Below are 17,244 nucleotides of genomic sequence, written 5' to 3'. Positions count from 1 at the left end.
GGTATTTATTTGGCGGGTACGGAGGCTGCTGCCGATGCGCCTTCAGCTGCTGCTGCAGCCGGTGCCGGCACTTCCGGTTCCTTGAACTTGCCACCCGAAGCGTTGGCCATGTAGACCACCGCGCGCGCCACTTCCACATCGTCGAGGTCGGGATTGCCGCCCTTGGCCGGCATCGCGCGCAAGCCTTCGATGGCGTGTTTCAAGACCGTGTCATAGCCTTGCGCCAGGCGCGCCGTCCAGCTGGCCGCATCGCCAAACTTCGGCGCACCGGCCACGCCAGCGCCATGGCAAGCCACGCAAGTCGAGGTGTAGATGGCTTCCCCGCTTAACAGCACTTTCGGGCCGCTGGCGTCCTTGAAGGTATAACCGTCATCGGCGACAGGGGCCAGGCGCGCCGCGATGGCGTCTGGCGACTGGCTGTCCGAACCGGCCCCAGTCAGTTTTTGGGTCGTGACAAATTGCACCAGCAAGATGATGCCGATGACGGTGACGAGGAAGAAACCGGCCACGGCGGCAAGCAATTGCTTAGGAGTTTTGATCGCTGATTGTTGTTCGTTATGTGCGTCGCTCATGATGTCCTTAATCCAGATTCGAAACTGATGGCCTTGTACGGTAGCATTTTTACATGCCTGGATGTAAACCTTTATGAAACTCCCAATTATAGGCATAAAAAAAAGGCCATGACATGCAATTGCCCGCGATACGACAGTTTCCATAGACGTAGGTAAAGAAAAACGGTATCCTTCGCATCACTCCAAGTTTCCCCCTACGCGGCTGTAGCTCAGTGGATAGAGTATTGGCCTCCGAAGCCAAGGGTCGTGGGTTCGATCCCCGCCAGCCGCACCAACATTCCTCAATAAATCAATTATTTACCATTGCACGGTGACGCGCTGTTGCGCCTGCCTCTGCATGTCTTCGCACTCTCACCGCACCAAACTCTCCACAAAATCCAGCAATGCCCTTGTCTTGGCCGGCACATGATGCCGCGACGGGTAGTAGGCGTACAGGGGGAAGCGGTGGTCGGGCCAGTCTGGGAAGAGGCGGATCAGCTGTCCTGACGTGATGTATTGCTCGAGACCCAGTTCAAACAACTGGGCAATGCCCAGGCCGGCCAGGCAGGTGCTGTAGAGGGTGCCGGGGTCGTTGACGGTGAGGGCGCCTTGCGGTTTGACGATCAGTTTTTTCTTGCGTTGATGAAATTCCCACGGGAAGGGCCGGCCGGTGACTGGTTCGCGGAACAGGATGCAGCGGTGCGATCCGTTTTCCAGTTCGGTGGGGTCCACTGGATGGCCGTAGCGCTCCAGATAGGCGGGCGCGGCCATGGCGAAGACGCGCGTGTCGAACAGTTTCCGTGCCACCAGCGACGAGGGTTGCGGGTGGCCGAAGCGCAAGGCCACGTCAAAGCCGTCGGCCACCAAATCTCCCAGGTCTTCGCGGGTGCGCAGTTCGATATCGAGTTCAGGGTGGCTATCCATGAAGGTGCCCAGCCTTGGCCCCAGGATAAAGCGGGCAAACAGTGGGTCGATATTGATGCGCAGGCGTCCCTGCACCTTGCGCACATGGCTGGCGGCGCTGCCGGTGGCCTCACTCAGCGCGGCCAGCAGGGGCATGACTTGCTCATAGAAATGGCGGCCCTCGTCCGTCAGCCGGACCGAGCGCGTGGTCCGCTCGAAAATGCGGATGCCCAGCCGCGCTTCCAGGCGGGCGACGGCCCGGCTTACGCCCGATTGCGACATGTCCAGCACTTCGGCGGCGCCGTTGAAACTGCGCGTATCGACCACCGCCGCCATCACGTCCACACCCTCCAGCAATTGGGAACTGAGTGCTCTCATTCTTGCCTCTCGCGCATAAATGTAATGCCTTTCATGTTATCGCCATTCGATCTTCACGCTCCCATAATACTTCCAACGCGGCGCCTTCTGACTTTCAGATTGACATGTCGCCACCTTGAAACGGACAGATTGGAGTTAAAAAATGGCACGTATTCTTATCACAGGATCTTCTGACGGACTGGGCCAGATGGCTGCACGGCAACTGGTCGCCGAAGGCCACCAGGTCGTGCTGCATGCCCGCAATGATGCGCGCGCTGCCCATGCCATGGCGCAGGTGCCGGGCGCCGACACGGTGCTGGCGGGCGATTTGGCCAGCATCGCCGAAACCACGGCGCTGGCCGCGCGCATCAATGCACTGGGCGCCTTTGACGCATTCATTCATAACGCGGCCGTTGGCTATCAGGAACCTATGCGCCTCGCCACCGTCGATGGCTTGCCGCACGTATTTGCCGTCAATGCGCTGGCGCCGTACATCCTGACGGCGCTGGTGACGCCGCCGAAACGGCTGGTCTACATCAGCTCGAAGCTGCATCAGCATGGCGATATTTCGCTGGATGACCTGGCCTGGGAAAAGCGGCCATGGGATGGCACCCAGGCGTACTCCGATTCCAAGTTGCACAACCTGCTGCTGGCGTTTGCCGTTGCGCGCCGCTGGCCCGGCGTGCTGTCGAACAGCCTGGAACCGGGCTGGGTGGCTACCAAGATGGGCGGCGCCAGTGCGCCCGATGACCTGAACCTGGCGCCGCGTACGCAGGCCTGGCTGGCTGCCGGCACCGATCCTGCCACACAGGTGACGGGCGGCTACTTTTACCATCAACGGCCTGCCGGGGTGCTGCAGGCAGCGCGCGATATGGCCATCCAGGAACGTTTTCTATCGGCTTGCGCGCGCTTGTCCGGCGTTGTGATGCCCTGATTTTTATCGGAATATTTTTTAGCGAGATACTTTATGCAATCGAGTACCACACACACCTCAAGTTCTGCGCCGCATGCGCAGGGCGTGAAGACGTACAGGGCGCGCAGCGCCGCCGCCGTGAGCGCGCTCAGCCTGGGCTGTTTTACTTTCGTCAGCACCGAACTGATGCCCGTGGGCGTGCTGCCTTCGATGGCCGAGGGTTTGCACGTTTCACTGGGCCAGGCCGGTTATCTGGTGATGGGCTTTGCCTTCATGGTGGCGCTCACGGCCGCGCCGTTGACGAGCATGTTGAGCGCCGTCAACCGCAAGCTGTTGATGGCCGCCTTGCTGGCAGTCTGCTGCCTGGGCAACCTGGCGACCTACCTGGCGCCCGGCTACTTTATCGTGTTGATCGCACGCATGCTGGTGGCCGCAGCCATCGGCGTATTCTGGTCGACCGCCGTGGTGACGGCCGTGCATCTGGTTGCTGCCCGGCATGCGGTACGGGCGACATCGATCGTGTTCGGTGGCGTTTCTCTGGCTGCCGTGCTCGGTATTCCCGCTGGCACGATTTTGGGCGAGCACCAAGGCTGGCGCGCCGTGTTTGCCGCGCTGAGTGTGCTGAGTTTGCTGGTGTTTGCCGTGATTGCCTGGTCCGTGCCTGCCGTCAAGATTGCCAAGTCTTCCACACGCGGTGCCATGTCGGCGATTCTCAAGGATGGCCGCTTGATGGCCGTGTTTGCGACGACGGCGCTGATTGTGACGGGCAATTTTTTGGCCTACACCTATATTGCACCGTATCTGGAACAGTTCGCGGGACAGACTGCCGGCCAGATCAGCGTGATGCTGCTGGTCTACGGCGGCGCTGGCGTGATCACCAACTTTGCCATCGCACCCTTCGCCGCCAAGTCGCTGCGGACTTGCCTGGTCATCGTGACGGCCTTGCTTGCCGTCAGTCTGGTCGCGATGAATATGGCGGTGGCCAGCTACGGCGCCATGCTGGCCACGCTGGCGGTATGGGGCGGGGCCTATGGCGCATTGCCGGTATTGTTGCAAACCATGGTGTTCAAGCATGCCTCCAAAATCGAGGGCGGTGCAGACGCCGCAACCTCGGTCAACGTGGCGGTCTTTAACGCAGCCATCGGCCTCGGTGCATGGATCGGCGGACTGATCATTAACAGCGCGGGGGCGGCGCCGATTCCCGGTCTGTCTGCCTGCTTTATCCTGGCGGGATTGATCGTGGTGATCGCTACCCGCCAGCGCACATCGCGCCAACGTTGATATTTTTCAAGGAGAACACAATGAGTAACATTACCGTACTGGGCCTGGGCGCGATGGGATCGCGCATGGCCGCCAATCTGCTCAAGGCTGGACATACACTGACCATCTGGAACCGCACGCCCGAAGCGGCGGCAACACTGGTTGCGGCGGGTGCGCGGCAGGCGGCAACGCCGCGGGCAGCGGTGGCGGGCGCCGATTTCGTGCTGGCCATGCTGCGCGACGATGCGGCATCGCGCCAGGTCTGGCTCGATGCCGAACACGGTGCGCTGGCTGGCATGTCAGCGGGCAGCATCGCCATCGAAAGTTCGACCGTGACGCCGGGCTGGATACGCGAACTCGGTGTGCAGGCTGCCGAGCATGGCGTCGAGCTGCTCGAAGCGCCGGTGGCCGGTTCCCGTCCGCAGGCTGAAGCGGGGTTATTGATTTTCCTGGCCGGCGGTGATGCGGCAACCCTGGAGCGTTGCCAGCCGCTGCTCAAGGTGATGGGAGCCGCCGTGCACCTGGTGGGTCCGGTCGGTAATGGCGCTTTGACCAAGCTGTCCACCAATGCCTTGCTGGGGATACAGGTGACGGCGCTGGCTGAAGTAATCGGTTTGCTCAAGCGCAATGGCGCCGACGTGGACGCGGCTTTGAAAGCGATCTCGGCCACGCCGGTATGGGCGCCCGTCAATCATTATCTGGTCTCGACCATGCTTAGCTCTAATTTCGCCCCGCAATTTCCGATAGCGCTGATCGAAAAAGATTTTGGCTATGCCGTTGCGGCGGCGGGCGATAGCGCTACCATCCCCACCATCACGGCCGCGCGGGGCGTGTTCCAGCAGGCAATCGAACAAGGTTTAGGCGAGATCAATATGACGGGTGTGGTGCAATTGTTTGCTAAATAATTAAATTTTCTTGACCGCAAGGTCTTGGTTTATGATGTTTCTAGCAATTCATCAACCATGACCTTGTGAGATGCCATGACCCGTGTTGAGTCTTCCCCGTCTGTATCTGTCAGTAAAGCCCCGTTCGGCGTGTTGCCCGATGGCACGCAGGTGACTGCCTACACCCTGGCCAACCGCCAGGGTCTGCGCATCAAGGTATTGGACTTTGGCGCCATCATCCAGGCCGTGCATGCGCCAGACCGGCATGGCGAAGTCGCTGACGTGGTGCTGGGCTTCGATGGTATCGCGCCGTATCTGCGCAATAGCTGGTATCTGGGCGCCGTGGTGGGGCGGTTCGCCAACCGCATTGCGCGTGGACGTTTCAGCCTCGATGGCTGCGATTACCGCCTGGCCGTGAATAATGGCGTCAATCATCTGCATGGCGGCGAGCAAGGTTTTCACCAGGTACTGTGGGCTGCCGAGCCGTATCAAAAAGATGGTGCGGCAGGCGTAGTCTTCACCCGCAGCAGCCCCGATGGCGAAGATGGTTATCCGGGTCGGCTGGATGTGACCCTGGTCTACGAGTTGAACGATGATAATGCCTTGAGCCTGCGTTACCACGCCGTGACGGACCAGGCCACGCCCGTCAACCTGACCAATCACAGTTATTTCAACCTCGCAGGGCAGGGCGATATCCTGGCGCACGAAGTGATGATTGCCGCCGACCGCTACACGCCCGTCGATGCCGGCTCGATTCCTACCGGGGACTTAGCCGACGTGGCCGGTACACCGTTTGATTTGCGCCGTGCCACGGCGGTGGGCGCCGGCATCAATGCTGCGCACGAACAACTGCGTTTTGGCCATGGCTATGACCATAATTTCGTGCTCAATAAAAAGGCAGATTCGTCGCTGGACCTGGCGGCCAGCGTGCGCGATCCCGCATCGGGACGGGTGCTGGAGGTGTACACGCAAGCGCCGGGAGTGCAGCTGTACACGGGCAATTTCCTGGACGATAGCCAGCATGGCAAGCAGGGGCCGCTGCAGCGTCGCGGCGCCCTGTGCCTGGAAACCCAGCATTTCCCGGACTCGCCGAACCAGCCACATTTTCCTGACTGTATAGTGCGGCCAGGCAAGCCATATCAGATGGAAACGGTGTACCGTTTTACTACCGACGCCTGATCAGCGCGGCTGGTCTGCCTCGGGTACCTCAAAGAAGAATAGCTGCACCAGCCGGCCATTGTCCGGTGTGTCGCCGAACACCTTGCTGATCGAGTGAAAGTAATGCCCCTTGTACACGATCAATCGGTTGTGGCGCATGGGCACTTCCAGCAAGGCTTCCCAGCTGTCGCGCTGTGCCTGCAGCTCATTGAATTTTTGCACCTTGCTGTTGGGCAGCCAGCGTTTCTGGAATTCCTTGAAACTGGGGTAGCCGCCTGCTTTCACGTCCGTTTCCGGCAGGCGCCGGGTCCAGCCGCTGGGACGGTGGCGCCAGAAGGTGGTGCCGCCCTGGCATTGTTCAGGCGGGTTCAGGTACAGCACGCCCGCATAAAACTGGAAGTTGTTGCCCGTTTCGTTATCCACGTGGATATCGGTGCGCGCCGTCGCGTCGGCATGGCTGATGCGGTAGGACGCGTTGTCGGGCGAAATGAAACGGATTTCGCGGCCCAGCGCCGTGGCGATGCGTTCCATGATGTCCTGGCAAGGCTGGCCTTCCGTCTGGCTGCCAGGATAGTTTTGCCCCGCATAGCGCTGTGGCGCGAAGGGCAGGGTCAGTGCATTGCCGCGCCAGGCAGCGGGGTTGGGCAGGAAGTCGTCGATGATGCGCAAATCCGTTTCCAGCAGGAAGTCTCGCAAGTCATCGGCCACCTCCAGCGTGATCAGTTTTTCAGGCCGGTCTGCTTGCGGGCTGGCAAAGCCGATGCGGCAGGTTTGCGCCATCGCCGGATGCAGCGCCAGACCTTGGGCATAACGGGCCAGCGCCAGTTCTTTCTGGCCGGTGCGGTAATACAGTTCAGCCAATCCCTGCAGGTTTTGCCAGCGTTCCGGGCGCAAGGCGTGGGCGCGTTCCAGTTCGGTGATAGCTTCCGGCAAGCGCTGTTTACTCAGCAGCAACTCGGAATGGACGATAGCGTAATCGTGTTCGCCTGGCGCCAGTTGGGCGGCCGTAGCGTAGCTGGCCAGCGCTGCCTCGCTGTCTGTTGCGCGCAGCACATTGCCCAGGTTGTAGTGAAACAAGGCATTGCCGGGCTGCTGCTTGAGCGACAGTTTGATCAGCCCGATGCCCATGGCGTGCTGGCCCAGTTGCAGCATCGCCAGTCCCTGGCCATGCTGGGCCTCGGCCAAGCCAGGATCAAGCTTGTAGGCTGCCTGGTAAGCATTGATGGCTTCGATCAGCTTGCCCGCCTGATGAAGCTGCTGGCCAGTTGTAAGTTGTTGCGCGGCAAGTGTGGATGGTTGTTCGCCCATGTTGTTATGTCCTATGTAGGGTAGCGAACAGTGTAACTGAGTCAGCCTGAACGCGCCGGGGCCGTCTACTATGCTGTCAAACAAATAAACTTTAGGGATTCCCTGAGTCATATGAGAAAATTTCCGCCATGCTTACAGGGATAGAACTATGTTGATCAGCCAGAAAAAAAATAAGGCGGCCGCGCTGGCGCTGCTGTTGAGCATGTTCAGCACGGTTGCCCACGCCGATTGCCTGGGCATGCAAGTGCACGCCCACCGCGGCGCCGGGGATACGCCGGAAAATTCCCTGAGTGCGCTGCGCAATGCCTATTTTGGCACCTGGGATGGCGTCGAGACGGATCTGCAACTGCTGGCTGATGGCAACTGGGTGGTGTACCACGACTTGCTGACGGGCCGGGTGGTCGATACGGGCCAGCCACGCGCCATCCAGCAGATGGACAGCGATGACTGGCGCGCAGCGCGCATGAAAAACCACGGTGCGTTGACGGCAGAAACGCCGCCTTTCGTGGCCGATATCGCGGACCTGGCTACGGCCTTCCCGGAGAAAACCCTGAATGCGCAAATCAGGGACGTGGCGCCCTCTTGCGCGCCGGTGGAGTCACTGGTGGCGCAGTTGCGTAGTAACGTCAAGCACGGCAACTGGTTTTTGACGTCCAGCGTGCCGAGCAACCTCGTGTGCGCCCGCCGCGCCGATCCGCAAGGCTATCTGGGTGTGGTGGTGCCGGACCCGCGCCAGGCCCAGGCGGTTGGTGAAAACAAGGTCAGCAGGCTGGCCGCGAAGAGTGCCCGCCAGCCCAAGCTGGACAAAGTCTGGCTGCAGCGCATGCAGCAGCAGATCGGCATGCCCATCGGCGTGCACATCGATGCGCGCAGCCTCGATGCCAACCCGCATTTGCTGGGCGATGCCGCGACCTTGAACATGCCCGTTTTCGTGTACGGCGCCGATGGCGATTCGGCCCTGGCCGCGTCTTTGCTGCGCGCACAAAAGCGCAGCCACCGCTGGCCCAGCGGCGTGATACTCAACGGGCCACCGGAGACGTTTTGCGCGATGCTGGAATAAGCTTTTCCTTTGAACTCGATCAACAGGCCATGACCATGCAAGCCTCGAACCCATCCGCGGCACTCGCCGGCAGCGCCATCGGCGCCATGTTTTTTTCCATTTTCGGCGGCGCCTGGGTGGCGGCCTGGTGCGTGCAAAGCTATGGTCCACAGCCGCTCAAGGTGTTGCCGATCGCCGCCATCGCCGCTTTCCTGTTCATGCTGGCCTGGCGCCAGTTCAGCCGCAACCGTGCCGCCCACAAGGCGCAGGAAGACACGCCCGAGGCAAAACGTTCGGGCAAGCTGTTCAACATCATCAACGCGGGCCAGTGGATCGCCATTTTTATCGTCGGCAATGTACTCAAGAATATGGGACTGCAGGCATGGTTCATTCCCGCGTTTATCCTCATCGTCGGCCTGCATTTCTTTCCACTGGCCTGGCTGTTCAAGGCCCGCCGCCATGTGGCCATCGGCTTGGCGCTGTGTGTATGGGCCATCGGCTACCCCCTGACCTTGCGCCATGGTCCCGTCAACCCGGGCGGCTGCCTGGGCGCTGGATTGATCTTGTGGGTAGCAGCCGTGTCGGCCTTGCGTGCCGGTTTTGCCGTGCAGCAAAAGCCGCTCCAGCCCCACAAATAAGCCTCTTCAAAGGCCTGCAACAGGCTGATCCTGCCGCATCGCACCATCGATAATGTTTGCATCCTCTTACTGGCTGGCTTATAAATGTAATCGATTACATTTATAAAGAAATCCCATGCCGCCAGTCGTACCGAACCAGCCGCCGCCAGAATCCGCCGTCTCCATCAGCGCCGTTGCTGCGCATGCAGGGGTGTCGGTGGCGACTGTGTCGCGCGTGATGAATGAGCAGAGCGGAGTGAGGGCACCCACGCGCGACAAGGTGCTGGCCTCGGTGGAAGCGCTCGGTTACCGCATGAATCATTTGGCGCGCAGCTTGCGCACGGCCGAGAGCCGCATGTTGCTGACCATGGTGCCGGACGTGGGCAATCCTTTCTATGCGCAGATCGTGCGCGGTATCGATACGGTGGCGCGCGAGCATGGTTATTTCGTGTTGCTGTGCGATACGGGCGCCGATGCCGGCCGCGAACGTTCCTATTTCGATTTGCTGCGCATGCACCGCGCCGATGGCGCCATCTGCCTCGATCCCGATACGGTGCAGCATGCCTTGTCGCATGAGTCGGCCAGCCTGCCATGGGTGGCTTGCTGCGAATTCGATCCTGGCGTGGCCGTGCCTTATGTGGGCATCGACAACCACAAGGCGGCCTCCGAGGCGGTCGCGCATTTATTGTCGCGCGGCCATAGACGCATCGGCTTGATCAATTCCGATGAGCGCTACCTGTATGCGCGGCAACGCCAGCAGGGTTATCTGGATACCCTGGCCGGCGCCGGCTTGCCCGTGTTGCCGCAATGGCTGCGCACGGTACAAAGCCTGGACTATGAAGCGGGCAAGCTGGCCACGCTGGACATGATGGCCCAGCCAGACGCGCCCACGGCCATCTTTGCTGTATCAGACACCCTGGCTATCGGCGTGCTGAGTGCGTTGCGCCAACTCGGTAAAAGAGTGCCGCAAGACGTGGCCGTGATCGGCTTTGACGATATTGCGATCGCCGCGCAAATCGAGCCGGGTCTCACCACCATCGCGCAACCGATGCGCGAACTGGGCGAGACGGCGGCGCGCTTGCTGCTGCAGCGCCTGGCGGACCCGGCGGCGCAAGTGCCGGGTGTGCTGTTAAACCATCAGCTGGTTTTGCGAGGGAGTGCATAGTGAGCGTTGCTGTCGGTTTTGAGGCTATCTGCAAGGATTTCGGTCCCGTGCGCGTCTTGCATGGCGTCACGTTTACCTTGTCGCCAGGCAGGGTGTATGGCTTGCTCGGTGAAAACGGTGCAGGCAAGTCGACCCTGATGAAAATCCTGGCCGGTTATGAGGCCGTGAGCGAAGGGCAATTGCTGATCGACGGCCAGCCGCAGCGCTTCACCAGTTCGCGCGCGGCGGAGGCTGCAGGCATCGTGCTGATCCACCAGGAATTCAACCTGGCCGAACACCTGACGGTGGCGCAGAACATGTTTTTGGGCCACGAAAAAACGCGCGGCTGGCTGCTCGACGAAGCGGCCATGAAGCAGGAAGCATCGCGCTACCTGCGCCAGGTGGGGCTGGACGTATCGCCTGATACGAAGATCCGCGATTTGATCGTCGCAGAGAAACAACTGGTGGAAATCGCCAAGGCCCTGTCGCGCCGGGCCCGCTTTTTGATCATGGATGAACCGACGGCCACGCTCACCTCGTCCGAGACGCAGCGCCTGTTTGCCGTGATGGCGCAGCTGAAGGCCGATGGCGTCACTATCCTCTACATTTCCCACAAACTCGATGAAGTCGAGCGCAACACGGACGAGGTGATCGTCATGCGCGACGGGCGTTTCGTCACGCGCGAATTGACGGCCAGCCTGACGCGCCAGCAAATGGCCAATTTGATGGTGGGGCGTGAATTGTCGGATATGTTCCCCACCAAAACAGCGGTGGCGCCAGACGCGCCCGTGCTCCTGAAAGTCGAAGGTTTATCGGTGCCTGGCTGGGCCAAAGAATTGTCGTTCGAAGTGCGCGCCGGCGAGGTGCTCGGTTTTGCGGGCCTGGTGGGCGCGGGGCGCACGGAATCGTTTGAAGCCGTGCTGGGCTTGCGCCCGCGCAGCGCCGGCACGATTACCCTCAATGGCAAGCCGGTGGATATCCGCACGCCCAAGCAAGCCATGCAGCATGGCCTGACGTATCTGAGCGAAGACCGCAAGGGCAAGGGGCTGCACGTGAACCTGGGCTTGCGTGAAAACCTGACCATGATGACGATGGAGCGCTATGCCCGCCCCTGGCTGGACGTGAAGGCAGAGAAAGCGGCGCTGGCCACGGCGGTGCAGGATTTCAATATCCGCACGGGCGACCTGGAAAGCCGTGCACGGATGCTGTCGGGCGGTAACCAGCAAAAGCTGGCGCTGGCGAAATACCTGCATTCCGATCCGCGTGTCATCGTGCTCGATGAACCTAGCCGTGGCGTGGACGTGGGCGCCAAGCGCGATATTTATTTCCTGATCCACCGGCTGGCTGCCGAAGGGCGCGCCGTGATCGTGATTTCTTCCGAATTGATTGAATTGATCGGCCTGTGCCACCGCGTCGCGGTGATGCGCGCAGGCAGTTTGCAAACCACGCTCGGCGCCGAGCACCTGACCGAAGAGGAGTTGATTGCCCATGCAACCGGCACGCACTGACACTACCGTACATTCCCTGGGCAAACTGGGTGCGCGCATCAAGGGCTTTGGTCCCGTGCTGGGCTTGCTGGCCCTGTGCATCGCGGGCACCTTGCTCAATGGCGATTTCGCCACCGTCGACAATATGATGAACGTGCTCACGCGCACGGCCTTTATCGGCATCATCGCCGTCGGCATGACGTTTGTGATCATTTCCGGCGGCATCGACCTGTCGGTCGGCTCGATGGCGGCGCTGATCGCCGGCTGCATGATTTATTTCATGAACCAGCTGGCGCAAGGCGTGGCGGGCGACCTGGCGCCTTTGACCATGCTGGTGCTGGGCATCGCCATGGCCCTGGTGCTGGGCGCGGGCTTTGGCTTGATGCATGGCTTGTTGATCAGCAAGGGCAATATCGAACCATTCATCGTGACCCTGGGCACGCTGGGCATCTTCCGCGCCGTGCTGACGTACCTGGCCGATGGCGGCGCGCTGACCCTGGACGCCACCTTGTCCGACCTGTATAGCCCCGTGTATTACACCAGCGTGCTGGGCGCGCCGATCCCGATCTGGATCTTTTTATTCGTGGCGGCGGCCGGCGCCGTGATTTTGAACCGCACCACCTTTGGCCGCCATGTGCAGGCGATTGGTTCCAACGAGCAAGTGGCGCGCTATGCGGCGATCCATGTCGACCGCGTGAAAATCCTTACCTATATGTTGCTGGGCGTGTGTGTGGGCATCGCCACCGTACTGTACGTGCCGCGCCTGGGTTCGGCCACGCCCACCACGGGCTTGCTGTGGGAACTCGAAGCAATCGCCGCCGTTGTGGTGGGCGGCACGGCCCTGAAAGGGGGCGAGGGACGCATCATCGGCACCGTGATCGGCGCCATCCTGCTGTCCGTGATCAGCAATATCCTGAATTTGACCAGCATCATCAGCGTCTACCTGAATGCCGCAGTGCAAGGGGTGGTGATCATCGCCGTCGCCTTCCTGCAGCGGGGCCGCAAATAAAAAACAGCGGTCTTCTGACGGGCAGCCAACGGGCGCCCACAACCTTGGAGGAGAGCAGCATGAAACGTTTTATTCGTGTAGCAGGGATGGCAGTGCTGGTGATGCAGGCGTGGGCCTTGCCGAACGCGCAGGCGGCAGCGCCTGCCGACAAGCTGGTAGTGGGCGTGGCGATTCCCACGGCAACCCACAGTTTTACCTCGGGCATCGTATGGTGGGCCAACCAGGCCAAGGCGGAACTGGAAAAAGCCCATCCAGGCTTGAAAATCATCGTCAAGACGGCTGCCACGGCGCCCGAGCAGGCGAACCAGTTGCAGGATATGTTGACCGTCAACAAGATCAACACCCTGGTGATCTTCCCGATTGAATCGGCGTCCCTGACGCAGCCGGTGGCACAAGTGAAAAACAAGGGCGTCTACGTGACGGTAGTGGACCGCGGCTTGACCAATACGGAAGCGCAGGATGCGTATATCGCTGGCGACAACACGGCCTTCGGCAAGCTGCCGGCCGAATATTTAGCCAAGAGCTTGAATGGCAAGGGAAATATCGTGGTGCTGCGCGGCATGCCGACCACCCTCGACAATGAACGTTTCGACGCCTTTAACAGCGTCATGAAAGGCCATCCGGATATCAAGATTCTCGACGCCAAGTATGGCAACTGGAACCGCGACGATGCTTTCAAGGTCATGCAGGATTATCTGACCCGCTTCAAGCAGATCGATGCCGTCTGGGCGGCCGATGACGACATGGCCATCGGTGTGCAGAAAGCCATTCTGCAAGCCAAGCGCACGGACATCAAGCAAGTGTTCGGCGGCGCCGGTGCGAAGGGCGCCGTCAAGAAGATCATGGATGGCTCGGACCCGCTGATCGTGGCCGATGTATCGTACTCGCCGAAGTTCATGTACGACGCCATCAAGCTGACCACGGAAGCACGGCTGAAAGGCGAAAAATTGCCAGCGAACACGATCATTCCCTCGGTGCTGATTACGCGCGAAAATGCCAAGCAGTTTTATTTTCCAAAATCACCGTTTTAAAAACTGGGGTCAGACCCGTCGGGTCTGACCCCGGCGGTTGTTTCTTTGAGGATTCTTATGAAAACCATCCAGGGCCCGGCCATTTTCCTGGCCCAGTTTCTCGGCGAAGAGCCGCCGTTCGATACCTTGGAGCACCTGGCGCAATGGGCGGCGGGCCTGGGCTACAAGGGCTTGCAGTTACCGACCGCGCCACGCTTGTTTGACCTGGAACAGGCGGCGGCCAGCCAGCAGTATTGCGATGAGGTGGTCGCCTTACTGGCCCGCTATGGTTTGCAGGCAACGGAATTGTCCACGCATTTGCAGGGCCAGCTGATCGCCGTGCATCCAGCCTACGACGCGCTGTTCGACAACTTTGCGCCCGAGCACGTGCGAGGTGACCCAAAGGCCCGCACGGCCTGGGCCACGCAGCAATTGCTGTGGGCGGCTACCGCGTCGCAGCGTATGGGCTTGAAGGCGCACGTGACGTTTTCCGGCGCGCTGGCCTGGCCCTATCTGTATCCGTGGCCGCAACGCCCCGCTGGCCTGGTGGAAACGGCGTTTGCCGAACTGGCCCGTCGCTGGCTGCCCATCCTCGATGCGTTCGATGCGGCTGGCGTGGACCTTTGTTATGAGTTGCATCCGGGCGAAGACTTGCATGACGGCGTGACGTTCGAACGCTTCCTTGCTGCTGTGAATGACCACCCGCGCGCGGCGATTTTGTACGACCCCAGCCACTTCGTGCTGCAGCAGCTCGATTACCTGGCTTTTATCGATATTTATCACGCGCGCATCAAGGCTTTTCACGTCAAGGATGCAGAATTCCGCCCGAACGGTCGCCAGGGCGTGTATGGCGGTTATGGCGATTGGCAAGACCGGGCCGGGCGCTTCCGTTCGCTGGGCGACGGGCAGATCGACTTCAAGGCCATCTTTTCAAAGATGGCGCAATACAACTTTCCGGGCTGGGCAGTGCTGGAATGGGAATGCTGTCTGAAACATCCGGAAGATGGCGCAGCCGAGGGCGCGCGTTTTATCCGCGAGCACATCATCCGCGTGGCCGAACGCGCGTTTGATGATTTTGCCGGTAGCGCTGTAGATCAGGGACAGATCAATCATTTGCTGGGCTTGGGCTAGGGAGGCGCGATGCAGCGACGGATACGACTGGGCATGGTAGGAGGCGGACAGGGCGCATTCATCGGCGCCGTACACAGGATGGCCGCGCGCATCGATGACCAGTATGAACTGGTGGCGGGCGCCTTGTCGTCCGACCCGCAGCGCGCCCGCGAGAGCGGCGCCGCGCTGCATCTGGCGCCCGAGCGCTGCTATAGCGATTACCAAGCCATGGCGCAGGCGGAAAGCGCGCGCGCCGATGGCATCGAAGCGGTGGCCATCGTCACGCCCAACCATTTGCATGCGCCGGTGGCGACGGCTTTCCTGGAAGCAGGCATCCACGTGATCTGCGACAAGCCACTGGCCATTTCGCTGGCCGAAGGGCGTGCGCTGGCCGCGCTGGCGCAGCGCAAAAACTTGCTGTTTGCGCTGACGCACACTTACAGCGGCTACCCGCTCTTGCGCCATGCGCGGGCGATGGTGGAAGCGGGCGAGATCGGCGAGCTACGGCTGGTGCAGGTCGAGTATTCGCAAGACTGGCTGGCGGACGCGATTGCGGCCGGTGGCATGGCAGAGGGCAACTGGCACAACGACCCGCAAAAGGCGGGTTTTGGCGGCACCCTGCTCGATGTGGGCGTGCATGCCTATCACCTGGCGCAATTTGTCAGCGGCCAGACGCCGGAGCAATTGCTGGCGGAATTGTCGACCTTTGTTCCGCACCGCACCCTGGATGACCACGTACAAGTGATGCTGCGCTACGCCAATGGCGCGCGCGGCATCTTGTGGGCCAGCCAGGTGGCGACCGGTTGTGAAAACACGGTGCGCCTGCGTCTGTTCGGCAGCAAGGCGCAACTCGATTTTGACCAGGAAGAACCGAATGCGCTATGGTTCACGCCGCAGGGCGGCAACCGCCAGCTGCTGCGCCCGGGCCGCGTGCACAGTGCCGCCGCCGCGCATGCCACGCGGGTGCCGGCCGGCCATCCGGAAGGTTATCTGCAAGCATTTGCGCAGCTGTATCTCGATGCGGCGATCGCCATCCGCGCGCTGCAGGCAGGCAAGCCGGTACCAGCGCAAGCGCGCTGGCTGCCGACGGCTGACGATGGCGTGGCCGGCCTGGCGTTTGCCGAAGCGGTGCTGCGCAGCCATCGGCAAGGCGCTGCCTGGACCAGCCTCGCAAGCTGATTTGTTACACTGGGGTATGCGCTCCTACACCATTACCCTGATGCCGCAAGGCTGGCAATTCACGGCAGAAGCCGGCACAACCTTGCTGGCCGCCGCCGAGCTGGCCGGCATCCGCCTGCTCAGCTCCTGTCGCAACGGCACTTGCCGCACTTGCCTGTGCCATATGCCCACGGGCCAGGTGCGCTACACGGTGGACTGGCCCGGCGTCAGCCCCGATGAACGGCTCGATGGTTATATCCTGCCCTGCGTGGCGGTGGCGGAAGCGGACATCATCTTGCAGGCGCGGGCAGTGCGCCGGGCCTGAGTTTGCTTTTCCCGGCCGTTCAGGATTTTTTGTCTTGTAAACGCTGCAGCAGCGCCGCCACGCTATCGCTTACCGGCAAGCCGTGGCGGCGTAGCAGCTGCACGTGCAGCACGAGATTTTCCAGCACCAGCTTGGCAGCGACCGCCAGCAAGGTCAGGTTGCGGTCTTCGGGCGTGAAGGTTTCCATGGCGTCGGCCATTTCGCACAGGTGGTTGGCGATCAGGCTGCGCAATTCTTGTTCATCGAAGGGCAGGTCGGCAAAGTCGATGGGGTCCGACAATTCCACTTCCTGCATCAGCACTGCGAGCTGCTCCGGGGTGATCGTCATGCCTGCCTCCTGAGTTGGTTTATGCGGGGTGGGGCGTCGCGCTGTAGTAGCAAAGAAACATATCGACGGCGATGTCCATCACTTCCTGCCGCCTGGCGGCAGTGAGCATGGGTTTGCCCAGGATGATTTGCGGCCAGAAGGCAAAGGTTTTCAGGGGCGCCAGCAGCAGATGCGATACATCGTGCATATCGGCCTGTTTCACGCGGCCATCTTTTTGCGCGGCCCGTATCCAGTGGCTGAGACTGCTTTCCTTTTCATCCATGCGCGCCACCATCGCTTGCGCCCGTTCCGGCGAATGGATGGTTTCTGCCATCGCCACGCGCGCCAGGTCGAGGTAGTGCTCATCGGCCAGCAAGGCCATTTTTTGTTGCACCAGTTCCATCACTTGCGGCCGCAAGGGCTGATCCGCCTGGTAGGCGACTGCCGGCTGTGCCGCACTGCCTTCCCACATGCGCTGCAAGATTTCTGCAAATAGACTATCTTTGCTGGGGAAATGGTTGTACACGGTGCGCTTGGAAACGGCGGCCGTGGCGGCAATCTTGTCCATGCTGGTCGCATCAAAACCGTTTTCGCGGAACTCGGCGATGGCGGCATCGACGATGGCTACGCGCTTGCGGTCGGTCAAGCGTTGCGGTGAGGACATGGTGGTAAATCTCCTTTGAAAACAATATTTTACACCTCTT

18 protein-coding genes and 1 tRNA gene are annotated in these 17,244 nt (G+C 61.0%); 14 read left to right on the top strand and 5 right to left on the bottom strand.

Going from position 1 to position 17,244, the window contains the following annotated elements; all coding sequences use genetic code 11:
* Nucleotides 1-5 precede the first annotated feature (5 nt).
* A complete protein-coding gene (locus HDE75_RS19680) occupies nt 6-572 on the bottom strand; it encodes a c-type cytochrome (protein ID WP_183679635.1) in 567 nt (188 codons plus the stop codon).
* 198 nt (nt 573-770) lie between these two features.
* Between HDE75_RS19680 and HDE75_RS19675 the strand changes: the two genes are divergently transcribed.
* Nucleotides 771-846, top strand: a tRNA-Arg gene (locus HDE75_RS19675).
* Nucleotides 847-923: 77 nt separating this feature from the next.
* Here the strand turns inward: HDE75_RS19675 and HDE75_RS19670 are convergent.
* Nucleotides 924-1,832 (bottom strand): LysR family transcriptional regulator, encoded by a 909-nt coding sequence (locus HDE75_RS19670; protein WP_183679636.1) that lies wholly within the window; start codon nt 1,830-1,832, stop codon nt 924-926.
* 142 nt (nt 1,833-1,974) lie between these two features.
* Here HDE75_RS19670 and HDE75_RS19665 point away from each other — a divergent pair, with 142 nt between their 5' ends.
* The 4 genes from HDE75_RS19665 (at nt 1,975) to HDE75_RS19650 (ending at nt 6,047) form a co-directional block, all read left to right on the top strand.
* On the top strand, nt 1,975-2,745 hold the full coding sequence (locus HDE75_RS19665; protein ID WP_183679638.1) for an SDR family NAD(P)-dependent oxidoreductase: 771 nt from the start codon (nt 1,975-1,977) through the stop codon (nt 2,743-2,745).
* Between the two features lie 84 nt (nt 2,746-2,829).
* Nucleotides 2,830-4,005 (top strand): MFS transporter, encoded by a 1,176-nt coding sequence (locus HDE75_RS19660; protein WP_221291948.1) that lies wholly within the window; start codon nt 2,830-2,832, stop codon nt 4,003-4,005.
* 20 nt (nt 4,006-4,025) lie between these two features.
* Nucleotides 4,026-4,889: an NAD(P)-dependent oxidoreductase gene (locus HDE75_RS19655; protein WP_183679642.1), complete on the top strand. Its 864-nt coding sequence runs from the start codon at nt 4,026-4,028 to the stop codon at nt 4,887-4,889.
* Nucleotides 4,890-4,964: 75 nt separating this feature from the next.
* Entirely contained in the window at nt 4,965-6,047 is a 1,083-nt protein-coding gene (locus tag HDE75_RS19650) for an aldose epimerase family protein (protein WP_183679644.1), read from the top strand.
* On the opposite strand, the gene HDE75_RS19645 is transcribed toward HDE75_RS19650, so the two are convergent.
* A complete protein-coding gene (locus tag HDE75_RS19645; protein WP_183679646.1) occupies nt 6,048-7,334 on the bottom strand; it encodes a DUF6445 family protein in 1,287 nt (428 codons plus the stop codon).
* 148 nt (nt 7,335-7,482) lie between these two features.
* Here HDE75_RS19645 and HDE75_RS19640 point away from each other — a divergent pair, with 148 nt between their 5' ends.
* The 9 genes from HDE75_RS19640 (at nt 7,483) to HDE75_RS19600 (ending at nt 16,233) form a co-directional block, all read left to right on the top strand.
* Nucleotides 7,483-8,394, top strand: coding sequence for a glycerophosphodiester phosphodiesterase (locus HDE75_RS19640; protein WP_183679648.1), 912 nt, complete (start codon nt 7,483-7,485; stop codon nt 8,392-8,394).
* A gap of 35 nt (nt 8,395-8,429) precedes the next feature.
* The gene (locus HDE75_RS19635) at nt 8,430-9,011 is read left to right on the top strand and encodes a hypothetical protein (protein WP_183679650.1); all 582 of its coding nucleotides are present in this window, start codon (nt 8,430-8,432) and stop codon (nt 9,009-9,011) included.
* Between the two features lie 115 nt (nt 9,012-9,126).
* Nucleotides 9,127-10,155: a LacI family DNA-binding transcriptional regulator gene (locus HDE75_RS19630; RefSeq protein WP_183679652.1), complete on the top strand. Its 1,029-nt coding sequence runs from the start codon at nt 9,127-9,129 to the stop codon at nt 10,153-10,155.
* A complete protein-coding gene (locus tag HDE75_RS19625; protein WP_183679655.1) occupies nt 10,155-11,642 on the top strand; it encodes a sugar ABC transporter ATP-binding protein in 1,488 nt (495 codons plus the stop codon). Before HDE75_RS19630 ends, HDE75_RS19625 begins: the two co-directional genes overlap by 1 nt.
* Nucleotides 11,623-12,630 carry an ABC transporter permease gene (locus HDE75_RS19620; RefSeq protein WP_183679657.1) on the top strand — a complete coding sequence of 336 codons (1,008 nt, stop codon included), beginning with the start codon at nt 11,623-11,625 and terminating at the stop codon, nt 12,628-12,630. Before HDE75_RS19625 ends, HDE75_RS19620 begins: the two co-directional genes overlap by 20 nt.
* Before the next feature lie 59 nt (nt 12,631-12,689).
* Nucleotides 12,690-13,661 (top strand): substrate-binding domain-containing protein, encoded by a 972-nt coding sequence (locus HDE75_RS19615; RefSeq protein ID WP_183679659.1) that lies wholly within the window; start codon nt 12,690-12,692, stop codon nt 13,659-13,661.
* Between the two features lie 57 nt (nt 13,662-13,718).
* Nucleotides 13,719-14,771 (top strand): sugar phosphate isomerase/epimerase family protein, encoded by a 1,053-nt coding sequence (locus tag HDE75_RS19610; protein ID WP_183679661.1) that lies wholly within the window; start codon nt 13,719-13,721, stop codon nt 14,769-14,771.
* A 9-nt stretch (nt 14,772-14,780) separates the two neighbouring features.
* Nucleotides 14,781-15,929 (top strand): Gfo/Idh/MocA family protein, encoded by a 1,149-nt coding sequence (locus HDE75_RS19605; RefSeq protein WP_260174218.1) that lies wholly within the window; start codon nt 14,781-14,783, stop codon nt 15,927-15,929.
* A gap of 16 nt (nt 15,930-15,945) precedes the next feature.
* Nucleotides 15,946-16,233: a 2Fe-2S iron-sulfur cluster-binding protein gene (locus tag HDE75_RS19600; RefSeq protein WP_183679662.1), complete on the top strand. Its 288-nt coding sequence runs from the start codon at nt 15,946-15,948 to the stop codon at nt 16,231-16,233.
* Nucleotides 16,234-16,252: 19 nt separating this feature from the next.
* Here the strand turns inward: HDE75_RS19600 and HDE75_RS19595 are convergent, their stop codons facing one another.
* The gene (locus tag HDE75_RS19595; protein WP_183679664.1) at nt 16,253-16,561 is read right to left on the bottom strand and encodes a hypothetical protein; all 309 of its coding nucleotides are present in this window, start codon (nt 16,559-16,561) and stop codon (nt 16,253-16,255) included.
* Between the two features lie 19 nt (nt 16,562-16,580).
* Nucleotides 16,581-17,204 (bottom strand): TetR/AcrR family transcriptional regulator, encoded by a 624-nt coding sequence (locus HDE75_RS19590; protein WP_183679666.1) that lies wholly within the window; start codon nt 17,202-17,204, stop codon nt 16,581-16,583.
* Between the last annotated feature and the right edge of the window lie 40 nt (nt 17,205-17,244).

The organism is Janthinobacterium silvisoli, from assembly GCF_014200725.1.
GTDB lineage: Bacteria > Pseudomonadota > Gammaproteobacteria > Burkholderiales > Burkholderiaceae_D > Janthinobacterium.
The sequence above is the reverse complement of the archived record's forward strand: the minus strand, read 5'-3'. Positions and strand labels throughout refer to the sequence as shown.